Here is a 21734-nt window from a genome sequence, read left to right on the forward strand (position 1 = left end):
CAATTAGTTTCATAATACATTATCTATAAGTACATTATATTTTATGGCATATTTTTTATTGAAGCCAAAACAATAACTCAGATCAGATATTACGATACAAAATACTTAAATATGAAATTAAGTGCAAGAAATAATCTGGCAGGCATCATAAAATCCATCGACGAGGGTTTGATCACTTCCAAGGTCGTAATTGACCTCGGGAATGGAAACGAGATTGTCTCCATTATCTCGAAGGATGCCATTGATGATTTGCAGCTAAAAGTTGGTGAGCCGGCGTTTGCCATTGTAAAATCAACAGAAGTAATCATTGGTGTTCCTGATTAATAAAAGCGATTTAGCATCCAGGGTCAAAACAAAAGCAAATGACTGAGATAGAATTATTGGTAAATGTTAAGAAAGATGACAACCTGTTGTTGACATCTGACCGGGCACAACTGCTGAAAATTTTATCACAGACAGGAAGTTTGCTTACGGCTTCGAAGGCTTTAAACATATCCTACAACAAAACATGGCTTATGCTTGAAGAACTGAATAAAGGTCTAAGTAAACCTCTGGTTTGTAAAAGCAGGGGTGGCAAAGGCGGAGGTGGTGCTACCATCACTGATTATGGACAGTTTATTTTGAAAGAATACGAACTAATAGAAAACCAGGTTCGGATTTTTGTCAATAAGCTGAATACAGAAATTAATCTTTAAAAATTTTTTAACCAGCGTTATCTTTTTAGGGATAACGGCAAAACAAAACATATGGAACAGATTATTATTAAACCCATCGGAATTATTCATACACCGTATACCGACATTTCGGATATGCCTATTCAGCCAATCGCAGCGGAAGGAATTACGGGTTATATTGAACTTGAACCGGAATACGTAGAAGGTCTGCGTGATCTGGATGGATTTTCACATATCACACTTCTCTATCATTTTCATAAGATTGAAGATCATCAGCTAAAAGTGATCCCTTTTATGGATACACAGGAACGCGGAATTTTTTCTACCAAGGCTCCCAAACGGCCAAACGCCATAGGCATGTCAACCGTAAAATTAACAGGAATACAAGGTAATCTGATTTATATCGAACAGGTGGATATGCTGGACGGCACACCTCTCATTGATATAAAACCTTTTTATCCCAGATATGATAACCGTGAAAACGTAACCATTGGCTGGCTGGAGAAAAACAAAGATATGCCACTGGAAAAATTAAGAGCAGACGAACGATTCAGATAAGAAATCCAGTAAAGAAATTAGAACTATAACGTCATTTACAGGACGCAATAAATTAAAAGTAATACATCAAAAATCATGTAAACGAACAATTTAAACCCAACAAAATGGTAGTAGCAAAAAACAATGTCTGCTTAACCTGTACTATGATTATTCTGATGATATCCCACTACAGAACTGTAGCTCAGAATACCGAATCCAAAAAAAACGATCCGTTTACACTAAACAGTAAGGAACAGTTGTTCAAACCTATCGTTGTCTTCGAAAACTGGACAACCTATAGTATGAACGAAAACTCAAATGCCAACAGGTTAGACAACCAGGTTCGCAGGCTGAGGTTCGGTGCTACCGGAAATCCTTACCCATGGTTGAACTATCATTTTCAACTGCACTTTGACAGGCTTGGCGAAGACAGCTACGCATCCACCAAAGGTTCTTATGCCGGTGTAGATATCTGGGATGCCTATATTTCCGCCAAATTGCTTCAACAGTCCGACCTAATTTATGTACATGCCGGATATTACTGGGCTGCCATTAGCCGCGAATACAACACGGCGGCCTGGGCTCAGGGATCATTTGACAGAACCCGCGCCAACTGGTTTATGCGCAATTTTATGACCGGCAAAGGCAACGGTATTGAGAGTGGAATAGGGCTTGGTGGACTAAAAAACTTTGAAAAGTTCGGAATCAGTTACCGCATCGGAAGTTTTGAACCGGTGGCTTACGCCAGCAGTAGATATGCCAGTCGCTTAAACACTGCCCACATAATATTTTCGTTGGGTGAACCGGAACAAACTTCTTATAAATACAGGCTTCCCGGAAACCACTGGCAAAAACGAAAAGGTATCAGCCTGGGTTTAGGTGTTTCGAACCAAACCAACGGACACCTCAACGACACCACTTATTTTGATCAGTCTCTGGCTTATGGTGCAGATCTGTTAATCAATTTTGCCGGATTACGTATAGACGGTGAATATTTCAAACTGAAACGAACAGCCGAAGGTCTTGATGATTACTCCGGCACAGAATGGCACATCCGCGCAGGCTATACCTTTAAATACAAACAAACATTTATTGAGCCTACGGTTACCTACGATAAATATGAGGGCGAAGGCAATAAACGCCTGTTCAAATACATCGGGAACGATGAAACCCTTGATATTGGTGTTAACTGGTATCTGAACAAGGACAAATTGAAACTGGCGCTACATTACCTGATACAGAGCGGATCAGTGGCATCCAACACAGGCGATTATATCGGATTCGCATTCCAGGTAAAACTTTAATAACCTTCAAAACTCAAAAATCATGAAAACACACATAAAAATCATTTTGTTTGCATTACTGGTTCTTGGTACAGGAATCACAGCCTGCAAACCAAATAAAGGTGCTGAAAAAACGGAAAAACGTATAATGGTGTTTGCCGCAGCAAGTCTCACCGATGTACTGTCTGAACTTATCGACTCGTTCGGGGTCAGTACAACATATAAGGTACAAACCAACATGGCTTCCAGCGGTACACTGGCCAGACAGATTGAACAAGGCGGCACACCGGATATCTACATCTCGGCCAGTAAACGCTGGGCGGATTACGTTGATAGCCTCGGCTTTATTGTTGCACCGTATAAAACAAATATTGCATTCAACGAGCTGGTTTTTATCGCTCCTAAAGAAAGCATTCTGACTGATGTGACTATCAACAACACACTCGATCTGAATAAATTAATCGGTTCAGGCCGTTTGTCCATGGGCGATCCGGGGCACGTGCCAGCCGGGAAATACGGTAAACAGGTGCTCGAATATTACGGTTGGAACTCACAAATAAACGGTAAAGTGCTACCTGCCAAAGATGTCCGCTCTGCGCTTATGGTTGTAGAACTGGGAGAAGCGCCTTTAGGTATTGTTTACAAAACAGATGCTCTAAAATCTGAGAAGGTGAAAATTATCGGGTCATTCCCTGAAGAGTCGCACAAACCCATTGTTTATGTGGCAGGAATCTGCAATGAAAGTGATGCATCCAAAGCCTTTTACAGCTATCTCACATCAGAAAAAACAGCTGCAATATGGGAAAAATACGGCTTTAAAAAATAAAAGGTCCAATTCTGAATTACGATGAGTGGTTTTTTACAATTTAATAGTATGGAGATTCAGGCAATATGGCTGTCGGTAAAGGTTGCCGTGTATTGCTCCCTTGTTTCTATTCCGCTGGCACTGGCAATGGGTTATGTGATGGCAAGACGTAACTTCTATGGGAAATCCGCAGTTGAAAGCCTTATCCATCTGCCCCTTGTCATGCCGCCGGTCACCACAGGATATCTTCTGCTGCTTCTGTTGGGAGTAAAAGGTTTTTTAGGAAAATGGCTTTTTACTGCATTTGGCATCAGGATATCTTTCACTTTCACGGCTGCCGTCATTGCCTCGGTCTTTGTATCGTTTCCACTCATCGTTCGGTCAGTCAGGACTGCCATTGAAATGGTTGATCCGGGGCTGGAAGACGCATCAAGAATTCTGGGAGCCGGAAAACTGAAAACATTTTTTAAGGTAACCGTCCCTCTGGCTATGCCGGGCATTGTATCGGGAACCATACTGGCCTTTGCCCGTTCACTCGGTGAATTCGGTGCCACCATCACCTTCGCAGGAAATATTGCAGGTGAAACCCAAACGTTACCACTGGCCATTTTTGCCTACATGCAGGTTCCGGGTCAGGAAAGCGCCACGTTAAGACTGGTTATGGTAAGTGTTATCATCTCATTTATTGCCATGGGATTATCAGAATTGTACGTTAAAAGAATGAAACGCATATGATAGATGTCAACATAAAACTCAAACGGAACAAATTCGATGTGATTATCAATGCAGTATTTGGTGAAGGCATTTCAGGCATTTATGGTCCAAGCGGTTCAGGAAAGACTTCATTGCTGCAATGCATTTCCGGCCTCGCAGTTCCCGAAGAAGGAGAAATCTCCATTCGGGGTAATACGGTGTTCAGCAGTTCGAAAAAAATTAATGTTCCGGTAGAAAAACGTAACATCGGATATGTGTTCCAGGAAGGCCGCCTTTTCCCCCACATGACGGTAGAAAGGAATCTTCTGTACGGGTTGAAACGCCACAACAAAACATCACCAGGTTTTGACGATGTAGTTGATATGCTGAATCTGAAACATTTATTAAAAAGCAAACCGTCCGACATATCCGGAGGAGAACGTCAGCGTACCGCACTTGGAAGGTCACTTCTCTCCTCGCCTGACATCTTATTACTGGACGAACCATTTTCAGCAGTAGATACCAGATTGCGCAACCAGATCCTTCCCTTTCTGTTGCGTATTCACCAAAAGATCAGAATTCCGGTTCTGATTGTAAGCCACGATCTGCCCGACCTGCTGAAACTGACCAACGATCTGTGCCTGATCCACAATGGCAGATGCATTGGTCATGATGATTACCATAAACTACTGGCACAAAAGGAAACACACCATATTTTTAGTTCAGGTTCGGTCATGAATGCCATCACCATGAATGTGGATCAGGTGAAACGCGATGAAGGTTTGACTATACTTTCCTCGCCAAACCGTAAGGCAAATATCCGCATCTTATGCGAACGCAGTAACGGACATTATGCACCAAAGCAGGAATTGAAAATCTTTATCAATTCCGAAGACATTGCGCTATCAAAAAATTTTCTGAAAGATGTGACCATTCAGAACCAGATCAGGGGCACCATTACAAATATCATCGAAAGAAACAGCTCCACACTCTGCATAGTTGATGCAGGTTTCCCGCTGGTAGTTGAAATAACGGCAGAATCTTTAAAACGAATGCAAATTGAAGTCGGCAGCCAGGTGTGGTGTCTGTTTAAATCGGTGGCGATAGATGTAGCGATGTAATTAAATTTACAAATTAGGAATTAGGAATTATTTATCCATTAAATAGAATATTTTGTCCCTACAGGACAAGGTATCAAACGTAAATCTACCTGCTATCAATACATGGTCCTTCCGGCACAGTCCCAGAGTGACTTAATAAATAAAAGTTTGTAGCAATAATAAGTTGTGCTCATTATAATAATTTGGCAATTACACCAAATCCCTTAAACTAAAAAACCTGAAACTATTAAACAGTTATTACAATACACTTATACATTATTCGTTATCCAAAAAATCAGTCACTGCTTGAAATATTTTCATCAATTTAAGCTGATATATGAAACCTTTTATCGAATTATTTTTCCCATTTCCGGGTTCATTACGTTTTCATTTTAGCTATTTTTATGCTTTCATTCAAAAAATTTGCTATGTTTCAAAAATTAAGCCTGTTAATCACATTATCATTGCTTTTACTCAGTTGTGCGCCGAAAGAGATTATTGAGCTCCCTATTACAGAGCACAACGGAGCCGGACCATTCCATATAGGTCTTGGCGGTATTTCACCCGATCCTGTGAATGACAACGGAAACTGGAAAAACTGCCGGCTACAGGTTAAAGGAATACCGGAGACCTGGACTGATGCACGTAAAGGTTCTATCCAGACCAACATTTACCAGATGGTTTATCAAAACTATATTGCCGGTAATATTACACTGGATTTTTACCAGCATCTTCAGGATTCATGGAACTGGGATCCTGATACTTTAAATCTTTCCAAAGCACCACTGAAATGTCAGATAGCCTTTGCAACAGGAAAAGATTCAACAGGTGAAACCATGATTATAATTGACGCCAACAATAACCTGGACTTCAGTGATGATATGGCGTTCAGACCAACAAGGCTGGACCCGCAAATCAGAACTATTGAGGATAGTCTAATTATGAAACAAGTGGTAATGGTCAGTTTTGAGCAGCTGCAGAATAATAAAATCGTCACATCAAAAGCTCCGCTTTCTGTCGTCGATTTTCAGAATATGAATATGCTGATGTCTTGTTTTCCATTGTATGCAACAGCGCAGTTTCAGGACAAGAAAATTGCAGTCAGCACAGAGAATCTCAATGATCCTTCTTTTAAGGAATCTGTAATGGTTCTATTGGATGATAGCCTGAAAGCAGGCAAAAAAGCGGACTTTGATAAACTGGTTTACCAAAATGAATATGTAAATATTAACGATAAGATATACGAGTTTCATGGGATAGACCGAAACAGGAATGTCTTAAAGCTGAAAAAGATTGCTACACCACCTGATGAATTGTATTCCACACAAATCGGTTTTAACGCCTTCCCATTTCGTGGCAGAAATCTTTTGTCCAAAGATTCATTGTCGCTTGAAAGCCTGAAAGGTAAATATGTATACCTCGATTTCTGGTCGGTATACTGTGGACCATGCATCCGTGATCTGCCACATTTAAAAGCACTGCATGACAGCATCGACACAAACAAAATTGAATATGTTGGCATTGTGTGCAGCAGTCCGGAAGATGATATTATGAAAGTACGCGAAAAATATCATATCAACTGGCCTCTTATCATATCACATCCGGAAAACAACATTGAAAAGCTCTACGGAATCAGTGGTTATCCCAGTACTTTTTTAATTGATCCGGAGGGAAAGATTATTGCCAGGGATTTAAGGAGTCAGCAGTTGAAAGACAAAGTTAAGCAGCTTTCTCTTCACTTGTAATCATCTTACAAATAATAAGCAACATGACATATCTAGGCCTGCTCATATTTTCCGGATCAAAACACAAAAGAACAGCGATTAAAACTGCAAGGTATTTCTTCAGCATGCTGACCTTTTCTCTGATTCTCTCATCAAATGCGGTATTTGCAGAACAACGACCGGTTTTTAACTATCTGATATCGATCGATAATCCCGGATCACACCGATATCATGTAACACTTGAAACATCGGGCTGGCAAACTGACACCCTGGAGTTGAAACTACCGGTCTGGATGCCGGGATACTACCAGGTGATGGATTACGCGAGGTCAGTTACAGATATGACCGCAAAAACAGCGAATGGGCAGGAACTAAAAATAATTGGTAGCGGTAAGAGTTCATGGACTTTAACCGGTGTGAAAAACAAACGTTTCAGTTTAGATTACAACATTGAAACTTATCGCAGATTCGTAGCCAACAGTTATGTTGATGAAGAACACGCTTACATTGTTCCTTCAAATACCTTTCTTTATTCCGAAAACTATCTGAGCTCACCGGTTACTGTAATATTAATGTCAGCTTACAGGGACATTGCAACAGGACTAAAAAAGATTGCAGAAGATCCAATCACATTTACAGCTTCTGATTTTGATATATTGTATGACTGTCCGATACTGGCCGGGAATCTTGATTCGTTTCCATCATTCAAAGTTAACGGTATTGAACACCGGTTCACAGCCTATAAACCAGGAACATTTAATGCACAACTTTTAATGCAAAAGTTACAAAAAGCGATCACATATGCCACTACACTTATGGGAGACATACCCTATGAAAGCTACACCTTTATTGGAATTGGACCTGGAAGAGGAGGAATAGAACATCTTAACAATACTATTGTAAGTTTTAACGGGGATGATCTGGTTTCTGAAAAAGCCCTTAATAAAACATTGAATTTTTTAGTGCATGAATATTTTCATAACTACAATGTAAAACGCATCAGACCTTATGAGCTGGGCCCCTTCGATTATGGTAGGGAAAACAGGACAAATCAACTGTGGATATCCGAAGGTCTGACTGTTTATTATGAATACCTGATTCTTAAACGGGCAGATCTGATTGATACCGGCACATTGTTTTCTAATCTTGAGAATGACATTAATGCCACAGAAAATGATCCGGGAAGACATTTTCAGTCGTTGGTACAGGCCAGTTATTACACATGGGAAGACGGACCGTTTGGAACACCTGAAGGGACAGAAGACAAGTCAATAAGTTATTATCAGAAAGGTCCGGTAATGGGACTTCTGCTCGACTTTACCATTCGCCATGCCACAGAAAACAGAAAATCGCTGGATGATGTCATGCGTTATTTGTACCGTGAATTTTACCAGGACAAGCAGCGCGGTTTCACCGAGGCAGAATTTCAGCAGGTATGTGAAGAGATTGCCGGACAATCCTTAAGTACCTTTTTTGAATATATCTGCACGACTAAGGAACCGGATTATGCCTCTTACCTGGGATATGCCGGTCTGCAGCTTAAAAAGGAGAAGGATCAAAACAATGTGCATTACAGAATTAAACGGATTGAACAACCAGACAAACTACAGCAACAGATTTTAAAGAGCTGGCTTGAATAGTTACAGGTTTCTTTCCCAAAAAAACATATTGGGATCGCACTGTTTAAAACCGGATTTTTTATACAGACCCTGTGCCTTAAAATTGTCCTCACGAACCTCAAGATTGATTCGGCAATATCCCTGCGATTCACAATAGAAAATAATTTCATCCATTAAAAAACTGCCAACACCTTTTTGCCTGTATTCCGGTGTAACAATATAATCGTGAATATTCAGCAGCTGTTTGCCCCTGAATGTGGAATAATTAATAAAGCAATTGGCCATGGCAATATACTCATTACCTGCTTTTACCAGAAAACCGCAATAATTGGATTGCTTCATTAAATCCTGCACTACCTTGGAGGATTGTTCCGGGTAGAGCTGCCGTTTGCTGCCCATTTCATCGATCATATACACGCTTAACAGCTTTTTGAACGCCGTAATGTGTGACATTCGCTTTAAGTCAATCAGTTCAAAAGTTAGTTCTTTATCCATAAGCTCAAACTTTATATCGCCAGACGTCGAGTTTATATTTTTGTATTCTTGATCCTAACATTCGTTCGGTAATCAGCAATTCCGTAGCAGCTTTTGCAATATTACCTTTGGTTGCAATCAACGCATCAATAATCAGTTGCTTTTCAATTTTTTCAACCACGTACGAAAGTCCACCTTTCGATTGCGTATCGGACGATGCCGCTGTTTGTAATGTTGGTGGCAAATTGTAACTGTGAATCACATTATCCGTAGTTAAAATACATGCCCGCTCAATCACGTTTTCCAGCTCACGCACGTTACCCGGCCACGAATATACCATCAGCATATTTATGGCAGATGTGGTTATACGCTTAATGGATGTTTTATTGACTTTATTGAACTTGGAAATAAAATGATCTACAAGAGGGGGGATGTCGTTTCGCCTGTCCCTTAATGAAGGAAGAAACAACGGAAACACGTTAATCCGGTAAAACAAGTCCTCACGGAATGTTCCTTCCAGAATGGCTTGTTCAAGGTTCTTATTGGTGGCACAAATAATTCTTACGTTCACTTTTATGGTTTCGGTTCCACCTAAACGTTCAAATTCCTTCTCCTGCAGAATCCTTAAAATTTTGACCTGCGTGGTTAAAGGGATATCGCCTATCTCATCCAAAAATATGGTACCACCGTCGGCCATCTCAAAGCGCCCTTTTCGTTGTTTTTCAGCACCGGTAAAAGCGCCTTTTTCGTGCCCGAACAATTCACTTTCAATAAGAGAATCGGGTAATGCAGAACAGTTCACTTTTATAAAAGGTTTTTCTTTTCTCTGGCTCACCCTGTGGATGGCATCGGCCACCAGTTCCTTACCACAACCGCTTTCACCACGGATAAGTACCGAAGAATTCGTTGGCGAAACCATATCAATTAAGGAATAAACATCCTGCATTTTTGAGGAATTGCCAATCATATTACTGGGTTTACTGTCTGATCCAACCCTTTCGTGCAACACCTGGTTTTCCTTTTTCAGGCGTTCGATTTCTTCCAGTCTGTCCTGACGTACCCTCACAGCCTGTGTGATAAGAGAGCCAATAATCGACAATAAGCGTTTATCTTCTTCAATGGTAATTCTCGGATTGAATTTCCGGGTCATAGATAGTGCACCTGCGACTTTGCTATCCTGCATAATCGGCACACATATAAAGGTAAGCTCCTTTCCATCAACTGTTAAATCCTGCTTTGTTTTATTTAGGAAAAGACGCGATTTGGAAATTTCCTGCACCACAACCGGGTGGGCAGTTTCAACGACCCTGCCAATTATACCTTCTCCTAAATTATATTTACCACGGGAAGTCTGGGCAGGACTCAGACCATGAGCTACCTCAATGTAAATCTTTGAACTCTCACGTTCAAGCACATTAAGGAAGGCACTTTCTCCGTGCAGGTATTCACACATTTTCTTCAAAATAAGGGGCAACTCTTCTGTTATCTCCCGGCTACGCATTAACTGCGTACTGATGTCAAACAAAAGAGTCAACTCCTTATATCCATAGCACTCATTGTGCGTCTTCACGCAACGTCTAACTTCCATAGCAATCAAGAATCTTTCACCTGATGCAAAGTTATCTATTTTTACAAATATTTTCTACATAGACATCATTTTATTTTAATATAATTTTAAATGATATCATTTTTATATTATAACTATATTTTAAATGTTATTTTGATATTTTATTCAGTATTTTTATTATTGAAACTGGCATTTTACCATTTCATCAATCTCTTCCACACATTTTACCATTCGTTTCAGGTCAGCCGGTTCTATTTTTTTAGGTTTAATGGACTCCAGTGAACACCATGTATGGAACCGGTTAATAAACCTACCTTCATCAATTAATCCAAGACGTACAGGTAAGTGAATGGAAGTCGCTCTGAGCATCGCTGAAATAGAACCATGTTCCACAACCTCGTCATATTTCATCAATACAGCGGATAACATAGCCTCTGCAGACATACAAATCATATTATACGCCACTTCGGGACCAAGTTTTGCCTTCTCAAAATCCATTTTCTGAAGCTTATGCAGGTATGCTTCCCCTTCTCTATAAACAGAAATTATATTGTCCATACAAATTATTTTAAAACATTATATCCTTATTTATAACCTCTTAAGTGAAAAGACTATGATATACATTCATGACATGATTATCGCTTAAAATTGTACGGGTGCTCATCGCTATGTCACGGATACCTCGCATAATCATCATAAGCTGAATAGAATTCAGGATAATTCCCCTGTCTTTAAAAAAACTTTCCACTGAAGCCTTTCCTGAATGTTTGCCAAATACAATACGATTTTGTTTTTTCCCAACTACCGATTCATCAAAGGGCTGATATGTAAGTTTGTTTTTTAATATGCATCTGGTATGAATGCCTGTTTCATGCGAGAATGCATTTTCTCCAACGATTGGTTTTGAAGGATGGAGCTGAATATTTGAACGTTCGGCTACCAGTTGCGATAATTCACTTATGACTGAAAAGTTATAGGGTCCTGAAGCTATTAATGCCTGATTCATCCCCATTATTACCTCTTCGATTGCTGCATTTCCGGCCCTTTCACCCAATCCGTTAACAGTTCCGCTTATGCTGTTTGCCCCACTCATCAAAGCAGTTATAGCATTAGCTGTTGCCATTCCCAGATCATTATGTGGATGAAATTCAAAATCCCCAGATGGAAATATTTCCCTCAGGCTTCCAAATAATTCACTAACCATTACGGGATTCATCACACCCACAGTATCTGCAATCCGAACCCTTTCTGCTCCAAGGTTGAACGCTTTTTCAACGAACGATTGCAGAAAGGGATACTCAGCCCTTGATGCATCCTGTGCACCAATATATACTCTGTCAAACTTATTCAAAGCATAGGGTAAAAGATAGTCCATAGAATCGAGTACCCAGGCAGGACTTTTATCCATAGCCATTAAATGCAGGTGCGACACAGGAAATGAAATATTCACTGCATCCACTCCGGATTTTTCAGCCATATCTATATCGTACTTCATGGCACGGCACCATGCTATGCTAATGAATCCCCGTTTCATTGCCACTATCGCCTGCATATCCGCAACTTCTTCTTCTCCCATTGCAGGTGTTCCGATCTCCAGCTCTTCAATGCCTAAAGCATCAAGTTTTGCTGCTATTTCCAGTTTGTCCGGTTGAAAGAAAACAACTCCGGGAGCCTGTTCACCGTCCCGTAGCGTGGTATCAACCAGGTATTTTCTCTCCTTAACCATTATTTGTGATTTATGATTGATTTTCATGTACTGTGACCTTGTAAAATCCGGTCAGCAAAAGACCAATTAATTCGTAATTCATAATTCGTAATTAAACTGGGCCCTTTTGCTTTCCGGTTCACATAAATCACAATTTTAATCGGCAATTAAATATTCTTCTACGGCTTCACCTTCTTCCAAAGCATCCAGTATTTCATCAATACGTTCTTCGGTGATTCCACCATACCAAAGGTTCATTGGTTGTATGACCATTACCGGTCCCTGAGAACAAACATTCAAACATGCGGTAGATGTAATAGCCACATCAATTCCTCTGTCAGCACATTCTTCCATAATGTACGGTATAAAATCTTTCGCACCGTTTTTGTTGCAGTATCCCTGTGCATCTCCTGCCACCCTGTAGGAGTTGCATACTAAAATCTGATATTCAGGCTTCTTCATTTTATAAGCTTTAAATCGTGTTATTTATTTTTTATTATCATTTTCAAAATCAACCACAACCGGTTCCTGTTCCGGCACATTCACTACCACAGCTAAATGCATCCCTTTTTTTAACGCATTTAAGTTCTTTCCCTTTATAAACAGAATCCAATCCTTCATCAATTAAACCACTCATTTCTATGATCTCCAATCCTGATTTACTCAGGTATTTATAGGGTGATGAACCTACTCCACCAACCAGAATAGCCCTACAATCAGAAAGCGTATCTGCTAAATCAGTCCAGCGTTGAATACCTGTGCCACGATTCGGGGTTACCCTTTGTTCAATCATGCGATATCCTGACGGTGTTTCCGAGAAAATATACAGGCTTGATGCTTCACCCAGATGCTGATTGACCAGCATACCTTCATGCGAGGCCACAGCCACATATTTGCGGTTTTCATCTTCTTTAGGTTTCATGGCGAAATCACGGATCATTTGTGTGGCTTCTGCAATATCCTTTCCAAGTAATCCGGCAGCATCGGCACGACAGCGCGCGCAATGTGTCATAGGTTTCAGATACATGCCGATCATTTTACGTACATCCCTCATCAGTTCTTTTGAAGGTTCTTCCATATCCTCAAAAGGCGTATCCTTAACAGGATAAAGAGGAATGGCATTCTGCGTATCAGCACCCATCTCAGCCATGCGTTTACTGAGTTCAGGAATGTGAAAATCATTCATTCCAGGCATAACAATAGTATTGATCTTTACTGTTATACCTTTCTCCTTTAATAACCTGACGGCCTCCAGCTGTTTTTCCAGCAAAAGTTCTGCAGCCTGTTTCCCCCTGAAAATTCTTTTTTCATGCCTGACCCAACTGTAAACCGGTTCGGTAATTTCGGTATCAATACCGTTAATGGTAATTGTTACATGACCAACTCCAAGCTCAGCCAGTTCATCAATATAAGGTGAAATATTCAACCCGTTGGATGACAGACAGGCAATCATTTCAGGCAATTCCTGCTTCATTAAACGCAGGGTTTCCATGGTGAGTTCCGGTGTGGCAAAAGGATCACCCGGACCGGCAATACCTGCCACAGTTATTTGCGGATGTTTGGATGTTAATGCCTTCAAATAATCAACAGCCTGAACCGGCGATAAAACCGATGATGTTACGCCCGGACGTGATTCATTCACACAGTCGTGGTCGCGGTTGCAATAGTTACACTGAATATTGCATTTTGGTGCCACCGGCAGATGTACCCTCCCGTACTTTCCTTTGGCCTCTTTGTTAAAACATGGATGTTTTTCGTTCATTTCTGCTCGTTTTTACCTGTTAATGAATCTAGCTTCTATACCGATTATGAATTTGTCAGAGTCATCATTTCGCTTCGTTTATTATGACTTACAAATTCTATATCGGAATAATCCCATATTTAAAATGATATTCTAATAGCTTAATCATTTTCAAAATGGCATTACATATATTTATAGCCCACCGGACTGTTATCTTGTTTGTACTCTATAATTGCGTTAGTGATCAAATCGAAAAGATTGTGCGTCCCTTTGTAACCAAGATGCAGTATACGTTGTCCACCTACCCTGTCGTGAACAGGAAAACCAATCCGCACAATAGGAATGCTGAGTTCCCGGGCGATGTAATAACCTTTGCTATGACCAATGATGATATCCGGTTTAATTTCACGCGCTCGTTCCGCCATGGTTTCAAAATCGCCACCCGTAAGTACCAGAGAGTTTTCGGTTCCCTTGTTTTCCCTTACCCTCTTTTCGAATAACTTACTCTCTCCTCCACTGGCAATGATTACAGGATCTATTCCGATCTCGGTCAGAAAAGCGGTCAGTGCAATTACAAAATCCTCTTCACCATAAATCATGGCTTTTTTGCCAAACAGATATTTATGTCCATCTACGTATGCATCAATTAAACGACCCCTTTCTTTGGCGATTTCTTCGGGAATATCATTACCCGAGATCTGCCTGAGTGTTTCAAAATAGGTATCGCTGTTTTTAATGCCTATGGGAAACGGAATTCTGAATCCCGGAATATCAAATTGTTTTTCGAGAATATCACCGGCAGATGTCACCGAATGATCGCCGGAAACCCTCCCCGATAAGCGTCCTTTATTCAGTACCTCTCCAAACTGAATGAATGTTTTGGCACTTCCGGCATCAGCGATGTCTGCTATTTTAGTTCCGCCTTCAGGGAGCAGTTTGTACTCATCCCAATGCGGGTTATCCATAGTTTCAGAATAGTCAGGCAGCAACACGTATGACATCCTGAATTCACGCATTACCTCTTTCAGATAGCGCAAATCGCCGGGAGACATAAAACCTGCCAAAAGCACCGTTTTGTCATTGGATTCACCTTTTACGGCATATCGCTTTACGGCAGCTGCCACAGCCTCATGGAAGCCATCTGCATGGCTCCCTTGATAGCTGGGCGTTTGAGCATGGATATAAGTTGTTTTATCTGATTCACCACATTCGCGGGCATAATCCTGAAGTGCACCGTCCACATCATCTCCGATAGTTTCGCTGAGGCAGGTTGTGGAAATTCCCACTACTTTTGGATGATACTGTTTTTTAATGTTATCCAAAGCACGTTTCAGGTTTTGCCCACCGCCAAATATGGTTGATTCCTCGGTAAAGTTGGACGAGGCAATGTCCATTGGTTCTTTAAAATGACTGATAAGATAGCGCCTTACATATGTGGCACATCCCTGCGAACCGTGAATGAGTGGCACACAGCCTTCTATACCTTTGAATGCAAGGCTTGCACCAAGTGGCGCACACATTTTACATGCATTTCGTGTGGCTACAAACGAATTCTTTTTCAGCAATGTTTCCATGATTATTTCCTCCCTCTTTTTGTAAACTGCCAAACCGGACTCATAGCAGTGGCATGAACCTCTTTGGCAAAATTCAACATCCCTTCGTATCCGGCCAGTGCCTCTTTGCGCTCGTGGTTATGATCGCAAAATCCTAATCCGAGTTTATGGGCAATAGGCCGTTCCTTAACACCGCCGATAAATATATCAGCCTCTTTTTCTTTCACGAATTCAGAAAGTTCCACCGGGTTGGAATCATCCACTAGAATGGTTCCTTCGTCGCATAATTCCTTCAGTAAATTGTAATCTTCCTTGTTGCCGGTTTGCGATCCTACCACCACGGTCTTAATGCCGATCAGGCGAAGCGCTTTTACCAGAGAAATAGCTTTAAAAGCACCACCGACGTAAATGGCAGCTTTCTTTCCCTGCAAATCATTTTTGTACGGTTGCAAAGCAGGCAGCAGGTCCTTAAGTTCATCCCGAACCACCTGACGTGCATTTTGCATCAGTTGTTCCGATTTGAAAAAGCCTGCAACTTCGTACAAAGCGTCCGACATATCTTCGATTCCGAAATACGAAACCTTCATAAACGGCACGCCGTATTTTTCTTTCATATGTTTTGCCAGATGGATCATGGAACCGGAACATTGTACCACATTAAGAGAGGCCTTATGCGCGTTCCTGATCTGATCGATCCGTGCATCGCCTGTAATGGTTGCGACAATATTCACACCCATTTTGCGGTAATATTCCTGCAGTATCCATAGTTCACCTGCCAGGTTAAAATCTCCAAGTATGTTAATGCTGAATTCAGGAACCTCTTCATCCATGGTTCCTACCAGTTTAGCCAGTGCATCGCAGGCTACTTTGTAACCGTCTTTTTTAGTTCCGTTAAAACCTTCGGACTGAACCGGAAGCACATCGATACCCTTTTCTCTGGAAACCCGTTTACAAATAGCTTCCACATCGTCGCCAATAACGCCGACAATACAGGTACTGTAAACAAATGCTGCATTTGGCTTATACGCGTCAATCAATTCAATAAGTGCGGAATAAAGTTTGGGTTCACCACCGAACACTACATCTTTTTCCCTTAAATCTGTAGTAAAACTTAACCGGTGTATTTCGCGCCCGGACGACAGCGCCCCGCGAATGTCCCAGGTATAGGCTGCACAGCCTACCGGACCATGGATTAAATGCAGAGCATCTGTAATTGGATAAAGCACTACCCTTGATCCGCAAAATACGCACGCCCGCTGACTAACTGAACCTTCCAGACTTTTTTTGCCGCATTCAAGGTCAACCTCTCTGGTGCGTTCAATAGTGGCAACCTGTCGCTTCCTTTCTTCTAATAGTGCCATTGTGTGTGATTTATGTGATTTATGTTTTGTTTGAAAACCAGGCAGGGTCTATAGCCCCTGAACCCTGCCCGGCAAACAAACCGCATTGCATAACTATCGTTGTTACATTACGAGTTCAAATTTTTCTTCAGCACAGGTTGCATCCTGTCTGTCCATTAATACCTGAAGTATTTTCTCCAGCAACCTGATACCTCCCATATAGCCTACTGTCGGGAAATAACTGTGACCTACACGGTCCATGATAGGGAATCCGTAACGAACGAAAGGAATATTCTCGTCCCTGGCAATATATTTCCCGTAGGTATTACCGATAATCAGATCCACACCTTCATCCTTAATCCATGAATGCATCTGGAACATATCAGCACGTTCGCCGTTCAGATATTTTGCTTCAGGTACTTTTTCAGAAAGTATATCTTCCATCCGTTTTTTGAAGCGTTTTCCCGGTGTTCCGGAAACAATGTAAACCGGTTTCATTCCAAGGTCAACAAGGAATTCAGTTAACGGGACTAGCTGATCCGGATCACCCCAGAGGGCCACTCGTTTTCCAAATAAATACTGTTGCATATCGGCAGCCATATCAACTAACCGGCCACGTTCTACTGAAACAGTATAAGGAATGGAAACCTTGGCAGCTTTCGAAAGTTCCTGGATAAAACGGTCCGTAGCTTTTATACCTATCGGCAAATCGCCAACGGTGAATTTCACCTTACATTTATTTTCAAGATGGATGGCCGCATCGCGTGTACTCCATTCCCCAAGGCCAACGGTAAACATAGAGTCGCCCATGGATGCCATTTCCGGAATTGTGGTTCCACCGGCAGGATACATAATGTGCTTACCGGTCATCGGCGCATCCAGTACATCGGATGTATCCGGCAACATTACCGATTTTACCCCCAACATACCTGTCATACGTTTTATCTCACGCATATCAGCCGGTTCACACCAGCCCGGTATAATATTTACCTGACGTTTTTTCTCCCCGGTATTATAGGCAAAATAGTCTATAAAGCCCTTTATCATATTGGCGTAACCCGTAACGTGCGATCCCACATAACTTGGCGTAGAGGCATAAACCACATGTTTTCCTTCGGGCACTTTACCATCGTCTCTGGCTTTTCCAACAATCTGGGCAAGGTCGTCACCAATTGTTTCCGACAAACATGTAGAGTGAACAGCTACAATATCCGGTTCATAAATGGTGAAGATATTATCCAGCCCCTGTAGCAGGTTTGCCTGGCCTCCAAACACTGAGGCACCTTCGGTAAATGAACTGGTAGATGCCATGACAGGCTCTTTATAATGCCTTGTGAGGGCACTACGGTGATATGAACAACATCCCTGAGAACCGTGACTGTGAGGCAGACAACCGTGCACTCCAAGTGCAGCATACATTGCCCCAACAGGCTGACAGGTCTTTGCCGGGTTAATGGTTAACCCTTTCCGCTCTATCGTTTCCGATGCTTTTTTTGTATGTCTTAATAACATGATTTCTGATTTTTAAATTATTCTACAACAACACTTCCCACAATCTCCGGCTCATGTTTCCATGGGGCATCAATCAGTTTCCACACGTCAGTAGTAATCATTCGTTCTATTTCGCGATAGAAGTTGATGGCACCTTCGAATCCGGCATAAGGTCCTCCGTAATCGTAACTATGGAGCTGCTTCATCGGGATTCCGTGTTTCTGGATCACATATTTCTCCTTAATACCGGCACAGAAGATATCCGGTTTAACCATCTCGAGCAGTTTTTCTGTTTCGTGGTGTGAGATATCATCGATAATCATGGCATTTTTATCCATTTCAGGCATCATACCATTGTAATCGCGGAATTCGTATCCTTTGGCCGCGAGCTCTTCCTTTCTTTTCTGCAGCTCTTCGCGGTACATCTTTTCATCCTTGCTGACTACCAAATCCTCGATATTTCGTGTATCGGCATCAATTTTTATGGTCGGTATTACCGAACGACCCTCGTAGTCGTCGCGGTGAGCAAACTCGTAACCGGCAGCAATTGTACGCATTCCCATTTCGGCAAACAGTTCCTGATAGTGGTGAGCCCTTGAACCACCTACAAACATCATGGCTGTTTTACCCTCCAGTTTCGGACGAACCTCATCAAGAACAGCTTTAACTTTCGCCATCTCTCGTTTGATCAAAGCTTCAGTCGCAGCAATCATATCCTTATCACCAAAATATTCAGCCAGTTTGCGCAACGATTTTGCGGATGCCTCGGCTCCAATAAAATTGACTTTGAACCAGGGAATACCATATTTTTTCTCCATCATATCGGCAATGTAGTTGATGGATCGGTGACACATCACCATGTTCAAATCTGCCAGATGCGATGTTTCATAACTTTCAATGGTTGAGTTTCCACTAAATGTTGCCATCAGAGAAACACCTATTTCTTCAAAGTAATCTTCCAGAATAAAGGCATCACCACCAATGTTATATTCACCCATCAGGTTCACCTGGAATTTACCTTTGCGTTCAGTCTTATCAGAAATACCGACAACTTCCTGGAAAATCTTGTTATTGGCAATATGGTGACCGGCACTCTGACTTACACCGCGATAACCTTCACAGGAGAACCCGAAAATATTAATGCCCAGTTCTGCTTTCATCTCACGGCATACAGCATGAATATCATCCCCTATCAAACCTACAGGACAGGTTGAAAATACACTGATAGAATGCGGATGAAACAATTCAAAAGCATCGCGAATGGCATCTCTTAGTTTTTGCTCTCCACCGAATACGATATTGGAATCCTGCATATCGGTAGAAAAAGCATATGTTATGTAGTTTGGATCATCCGGTGTTGGCGGATTGGTCTGGTTACGGCGAGTCAGCCATGCATAGAAGCTACACCCTATCGGTCCGTGAACAATATTAACCACATCGCGCGAAGGTCCAAGAATAACCCCTTTACAACCTGCATAGGTACAGCCACGCTGAGTAATGATACCCGGAACGGTACGAACGTTAGCCTGCACTTCGGGTACACTATCAGGATCGTTGGCAACAAATCCTTTGGCTCTTTTCTTGGCTACCTTTCTCGGATATTTTTTCAATATCTCTTCTTTCAACTCCTCTGGGTCTGGCAGCACTACCTTGTCTAATTTTTTTATTTCATCTTTTGACATAACTTCTGTTTTTTATGGTGAAGTGTTAATCCAGGACCGAATCGCCCCGTTCTCCTGTTCGTATCCTAATTGAATCCACTTCCGGTGTCACAAAGATTTTTCCGTCACCCGGAGATTTGGTACAATTAACTTTCATAATGGTATCGACAACCAGTTTTACCTTGTTATCGGGCACTGTCACTGTAAGCACCCTCTGGGGTCTGAGGCGTGGTTCTTTGCCGAGGTGCTCGATGGCTTCAGGAACATCTTTCCTTGCAGCGTCCATTACTTTAGCATCCCAGAATCCTTTACCTCTTCCAAAGGCATTTCCTGTAGCCGTCATTGATGTAATGCCGGCTGCAGAGAGTGCTCTCTTTGTTTTATTCATCATGTTGATGCGAATTATGGCCATTACCGATTTCATAGTTGTTCAGTTTAATGGTTATAATTCCTTGGTTCCGCGGCTGATGGTATAAGCTTCCTCTACCGGCATCACAAATATTTTACCGTCACCATAAGCGCCACCGCCATCTGAGCGGGCTGATTCCATGATGGTGTTGATCGCAAACTCCTTATCATCGTCCTTAACCACAATCATTAACATTTCTTTCGGCAACTCGTCGTATGTAACATCACCGATTTTTATACCACGCTGTTTACCACGTCCTACAACAGGAATTTTAGTCACAGCCACATAACCTGATTCAAAGAGTGCTTTCATCACTTTAGATGATTTTTCTGGTCTTACAATTGCACGTATCATTAACATATCCGGTTCCTCCAATATTTATTAGTTAGCGATTCCAAAGTCGATTAATAATTTTTCCAGTTTATCCATTGGTAATGGCGTTGGAATAACGAACATCTCGTTATCATCAATGGCTTTTGCCAACGCGCGATATTCGTCAGCCTGTGGATGCTCCGGTGCATGTTCAATCACAGTTTTACGGTTAATTTCCGCATGCTGAACCATGTTATCACGTGGCACAAAATGAATCATCTGAGTGCCTAACTGGCGGGCCAGCTCCTCAATCATTGCCGATTCATTGTCAACTTTACGTGAGTTACAAATCAAACCGCCTAAACGAACAGAACCGTTCTGTGCATATTTCTGGATACCTTTACAGATGTTATTGGCAGCATACATTGCCATCATCTCACCTGAAACAACAATGTAAATTTCCTGTGCTTTACCATCACGAATTGGCATTGCAAATCCACCACATACAACATCACCAAGTACATCATAGAATGTATAATCTGTTTCAAATTTTTCATCCCATGCTCCTAACTGCTCCAACAGGTTAATAGATGTAATAATACCACGACCGGCACATCCTACACCTGGTTCAGGACCTCCTGATTCAACACATCTTGTTCCTCCGTAACCAAGTTTGATGATGTCATCCAATTCCACATCTTCACCTTCTTCACGTAGAGTATCCAAAACTGTTTTTTGTGCTAATCCGCCCAATAACAATCGGGTAGAATCTGCTTTGGGGTCACATCCTACAACAATTACATTTTTGCCCATTTCAACTAAGCCTGCAACTGTGTTTTGAGTAGTGGTTGATTTTCCGATACCACCTTTACCGTAAATCGCAATCTTTCTCATTTTTTTCATGTCAACTCTTTTTAGAAATTTTTTATTTGCGAACCTCCATTGCGATATGCATGCCATACTTTATAAAAACATGTTTTTTAGCATGTTTTCAGGTACTCAAACGACTGATATATTGGGGAATAATTTTTATTCAACTTTTTTGG

At 41.6% G+C, this 21734-nt stretch carries 22 protein-coding genes; 9 read left to right on the forward strand and 13 right to left on the reverse strand.

The features are described 5' to 3' along the window. The first annotated feature begins 111 nt into the window (after window positions 1-111). The 9 genes from ACE1ET_RS18235 (at window position 112) to ACE1ET_RS18275 (ending at window position 8456) form a co-directional block, all read left to right on the forward strand. Window positions 112-324 (forward strand): TOBE domain-containing protein, encoded by a 213-nt coding sequence (locus tag ACE1ET_RS18235; RefSeq protein WP_375729855.1) that lies wholly within the window; start codon window positions 112-114, stop codon window positions 322-324. Between the two features lie 38 nt (window positions 325-362). Further along, on the forward strand, window positions 363-695 hold the full coding sequence (locus ACE1ET_RS18240; RefSeq protein ID WP_375729856.1) for a winged helix-turn-helix domain-containing protein: 333 nt from the start codon (window positions 363-365) through the stop codon (window positions 693-695). Window positions 696-746: 51 nt separating this feature from the next. Next, window positions 747-1232, forward strand: a complete 486-nt coding sequence (tsaA, locus tag ACE1ET_RS18245; protein WP_375729857.1) for a tRNA (N6-threonylcarbamoyladenosine(37)-N6)-methyltransferase TrmO — start codon at window positions 747-749, stop codon at window positions 1230-1232. 104 nt (window positions 1233-1336) lie between these two features. Continuing rightward, window positions 1337-2515 (forward strand): porin, encoded by a 1179-nt coding sequence (locus ACE1ET_RS18250; protein WP_375729858.1) that lies wholly within the window; start codon window positions 1337-1339, stop codon window positions 2513-2515. Window positions 2516-2537: 22 nt separating this feature from the next. Further along, entirely contained in the window at window positions 2538-3320 is a 783-nt protein-coding gene (modA, locus tag ACE1ET_RS18255) for a molybdate ABC transporter substrate-binding protein (protein WP_375729859.1), read from the forward strand. Between the two features lie 21 nt (window positions 3321-3341). Next, window positions 3342-4034: a molybdate ABC transporter permease subunit gene (gene modB / locus ACE1ET_RS18260; protein ID WP_375729860.1), complete on the forward strand. Its 693-nt coding sequence runs from the start codon at window positions 3342-3344 to the stop codon at window positions 4032-4034. Beyond that, the gene (modC, locus tag ACE1ET_RS18265; protein ID WP_375729861.1) at window positions 4031-5113 is read left to right on the forward strand and encodes a molybdenum ABC transporter ATP-binding protein; all 1083 of its coding nucleotides are present in this window, start codon (window positions 4031-4033) and stop codon (window positions 5111-5113) included. The genes modB and modC overlap by 4 nt, the downstream gene beginning before the upstream one ends. Window positions 5114-5520: 407 nt before the next feature. Next, the gene (locus ACE1ET_RS18270; RefSeq protein ID WP_375729862.1) at window positions 5521-6837 is read left to right on the forward strand and encodes a TlpA family protein disulfide reductase; all 1317 of its coding nucleotides are present in this window, start codon (window positions 5521-5523) and stop codon (window positions 6835-6837) included. 23 nt (window positions 6838-6860) lie between these two features. Next, the gene (locus ACE1ET_RS18275) at window positions 6861-8456 is read left to right on the forward strand and encodes a M61 family metallopeptidase (RefSeq protein WP_375729863.1); all 1596 of its coding nucleotides are present in this window, start codon (window positions 6861-6863) and stop codon (window positions 8454-8456) included. Here ACE1ET_RS18275 and ACE1ET_RS18280 read toward each other — a convergent pair whose 3' ends face one another. The 13 genes from ACE1ET_RS18280 to nifH form a co-directional block, all read right to left on the reverse strand. Then, window positions 8457-8930: a GNAT family N-acetyltransferase gene (locus ACE1ET_RS18280; protein ID WP_375729864.1), complete on the reverse strand. Its 474-nt coding sequence runs from the start codon at window positions 8928-8930 to the stop codon at window positions 8457-8459. A 4-nt stretch (window positions 8931-8934) separates the two neighbouring features. Then, on the reverse strand, window positions 8935-10497 hold the full coding sequence (locus ACE1ET_RS18285) for a sigma-54-dependent Fis family transcriptional regulator (protein ID WP_375729865.1): 1563 nt from the start codon (window positions 10495-10497) through the stop codon (window positions 8935-8937). A 156-nt stretch (window positions 10498-10653) separates the two neighbouring features. After that, window positions 10654-11034 (reverse strand): hypothetical protein, encoded by a 381-nt coding sequence (locus ACE1ET_RS18290; RefSeq protein ID WP_375729866.1) that lies wholly within the window; start codon window positions 11032-11034, stop codon window positions 10654-10656. 40 nt (window positions 11035-11074) lie between these two features. Continuing rightward, complete coding sequence (locus ACE1ET_RS18295; protein WP_375729867.1) at window positions 11075-12202, reverse strand: homocitrate synthase/isopropylmalate synthase family protein; 1128 nt, start codon at window positions 12200-12202, stop codon at window positions 11075-11077. Between the two features lie 135 nt (window positions 12203-12337). Next, window positions 12338-12643, reverse strand: a complete 306-nt coding sequence (locus tag ACE1ET_RS18300; RefSeq protein ID WP_375729868.1) for a (2Fe-2S) ferredoxin domain-containing protein — start codon at window positions 12641-12643, stop codon at window positions 12338-12340. Window positions 12644-12692: 49 nt separating this feature from the next. Beyond that, window positions 12693-13943, reverse strand: coding sequence for a radical SAM protein (locus ACE1ET_RS18305; RefSeq protein ID WP_375729869.1), 1251 nt, complete (start codon window positions 13941-13943; stop codon window positions 12693-12695). A gap of 161 nt (window positions 13944-14104) precedes the next feature. Beyond that, window positions 14105-15496: a nitrogenase component 1 gene (locus ACE1ET_RS18310; RefSeq protein WP_375729870.1), complete on the reverse strand. Its 1392-nt coding sequence runs from the start codon at window positions 15494-15496 to the stop codon at window positions 14105-14107. Window positions 15497-15498: 2 nt separating this feature from the next. Further along, window positions 15499-16836, reverse strand: a complete 1338-nt coding sequence (gene nifE / locus ACE1ET_RS18315) for a nitrogenase iron-molybdenum cofactor biosynthesis protein NifE (RefSeq protein ID WP_375729871.1) — start codon at window positions 16834-16836, stop codon at window positions 15499-15501. A gap of 102 nt (window positions 16837-16938) precedes the next feature. Beyond that, window positions 16939-18327, reverse strand: a complete 1389-nt coding sequence (gene nifK, locus ACE1ET_RS18320) for a nitrogenase molybdenum-iron protein subunit beta (RefSeq protein ID WP_375729872.1) — start codon at window positions 18325-18327, stop codon at window positions 16939-16941. Window positions 18328-18344: 17 nt separating this feature from the next. Next, on the reverse strand, window positions 18345-19988 hold the full coding sequence (gene nifD / locus ACE1ET_RS18325) for a nitrogenase molybdenum-iron protein alpha chain (RefSeq protein ID WP_375729873.1): 1644 nt from the start codon (window positions 19986-19988) through the stop codon (window positions 18345-18347). 25 nt (window positions 19989-20013) lie between these two features. Continuing rightward, window positions 20014-20391: a P-II family nitrogen regulator gene (locus tag ACE1ET_RS18330; RefSeq protein WP_375729874.1), complete on the reverse strand. Its 378-nt coding sequence runs from the start codon at window positions 20389-20391 to the stop codon at window positions 20014-20016. Window positions 20392-20409: 18 nt separating this feature from the next. Continuing rightward, window positions 20410-20736 carry a P-II family nitrogen regulator gene (locus tag ACE1ET_RS18335; RefSeq protein ID WP_375729959.1) on the reverse strand — a complete coding sequence of 109 codons (327 nt, stop codon included), beginning with the start codon at window positions 20734-20736 and terminating at the stop codon, window positions 20410-20412. 21 nt (window positions 20737-20757) lie between these two features. Next, window positions 20758-21591, reverse strand: a complete 834-nt coding sequence (nifH, locus tag ACE1ET_RS18340; RefSeq protein ID WP_375729875.1) for a nitrogenase iron protein — start codon at window positions 21589-21591, stop codon at window positions 20758-20760. Window positions 21592-21734: the final 143 nt, after the last annotated feature.

Source organism: Quyinboa mangrovi (assembly GCF_042219825.1).
Taxonomy (GTDB): domain Bacteria; phylum Bacteroidota; class Bacteroidia; order Bacteroidales; family UBA5342; genus JBHJHP01.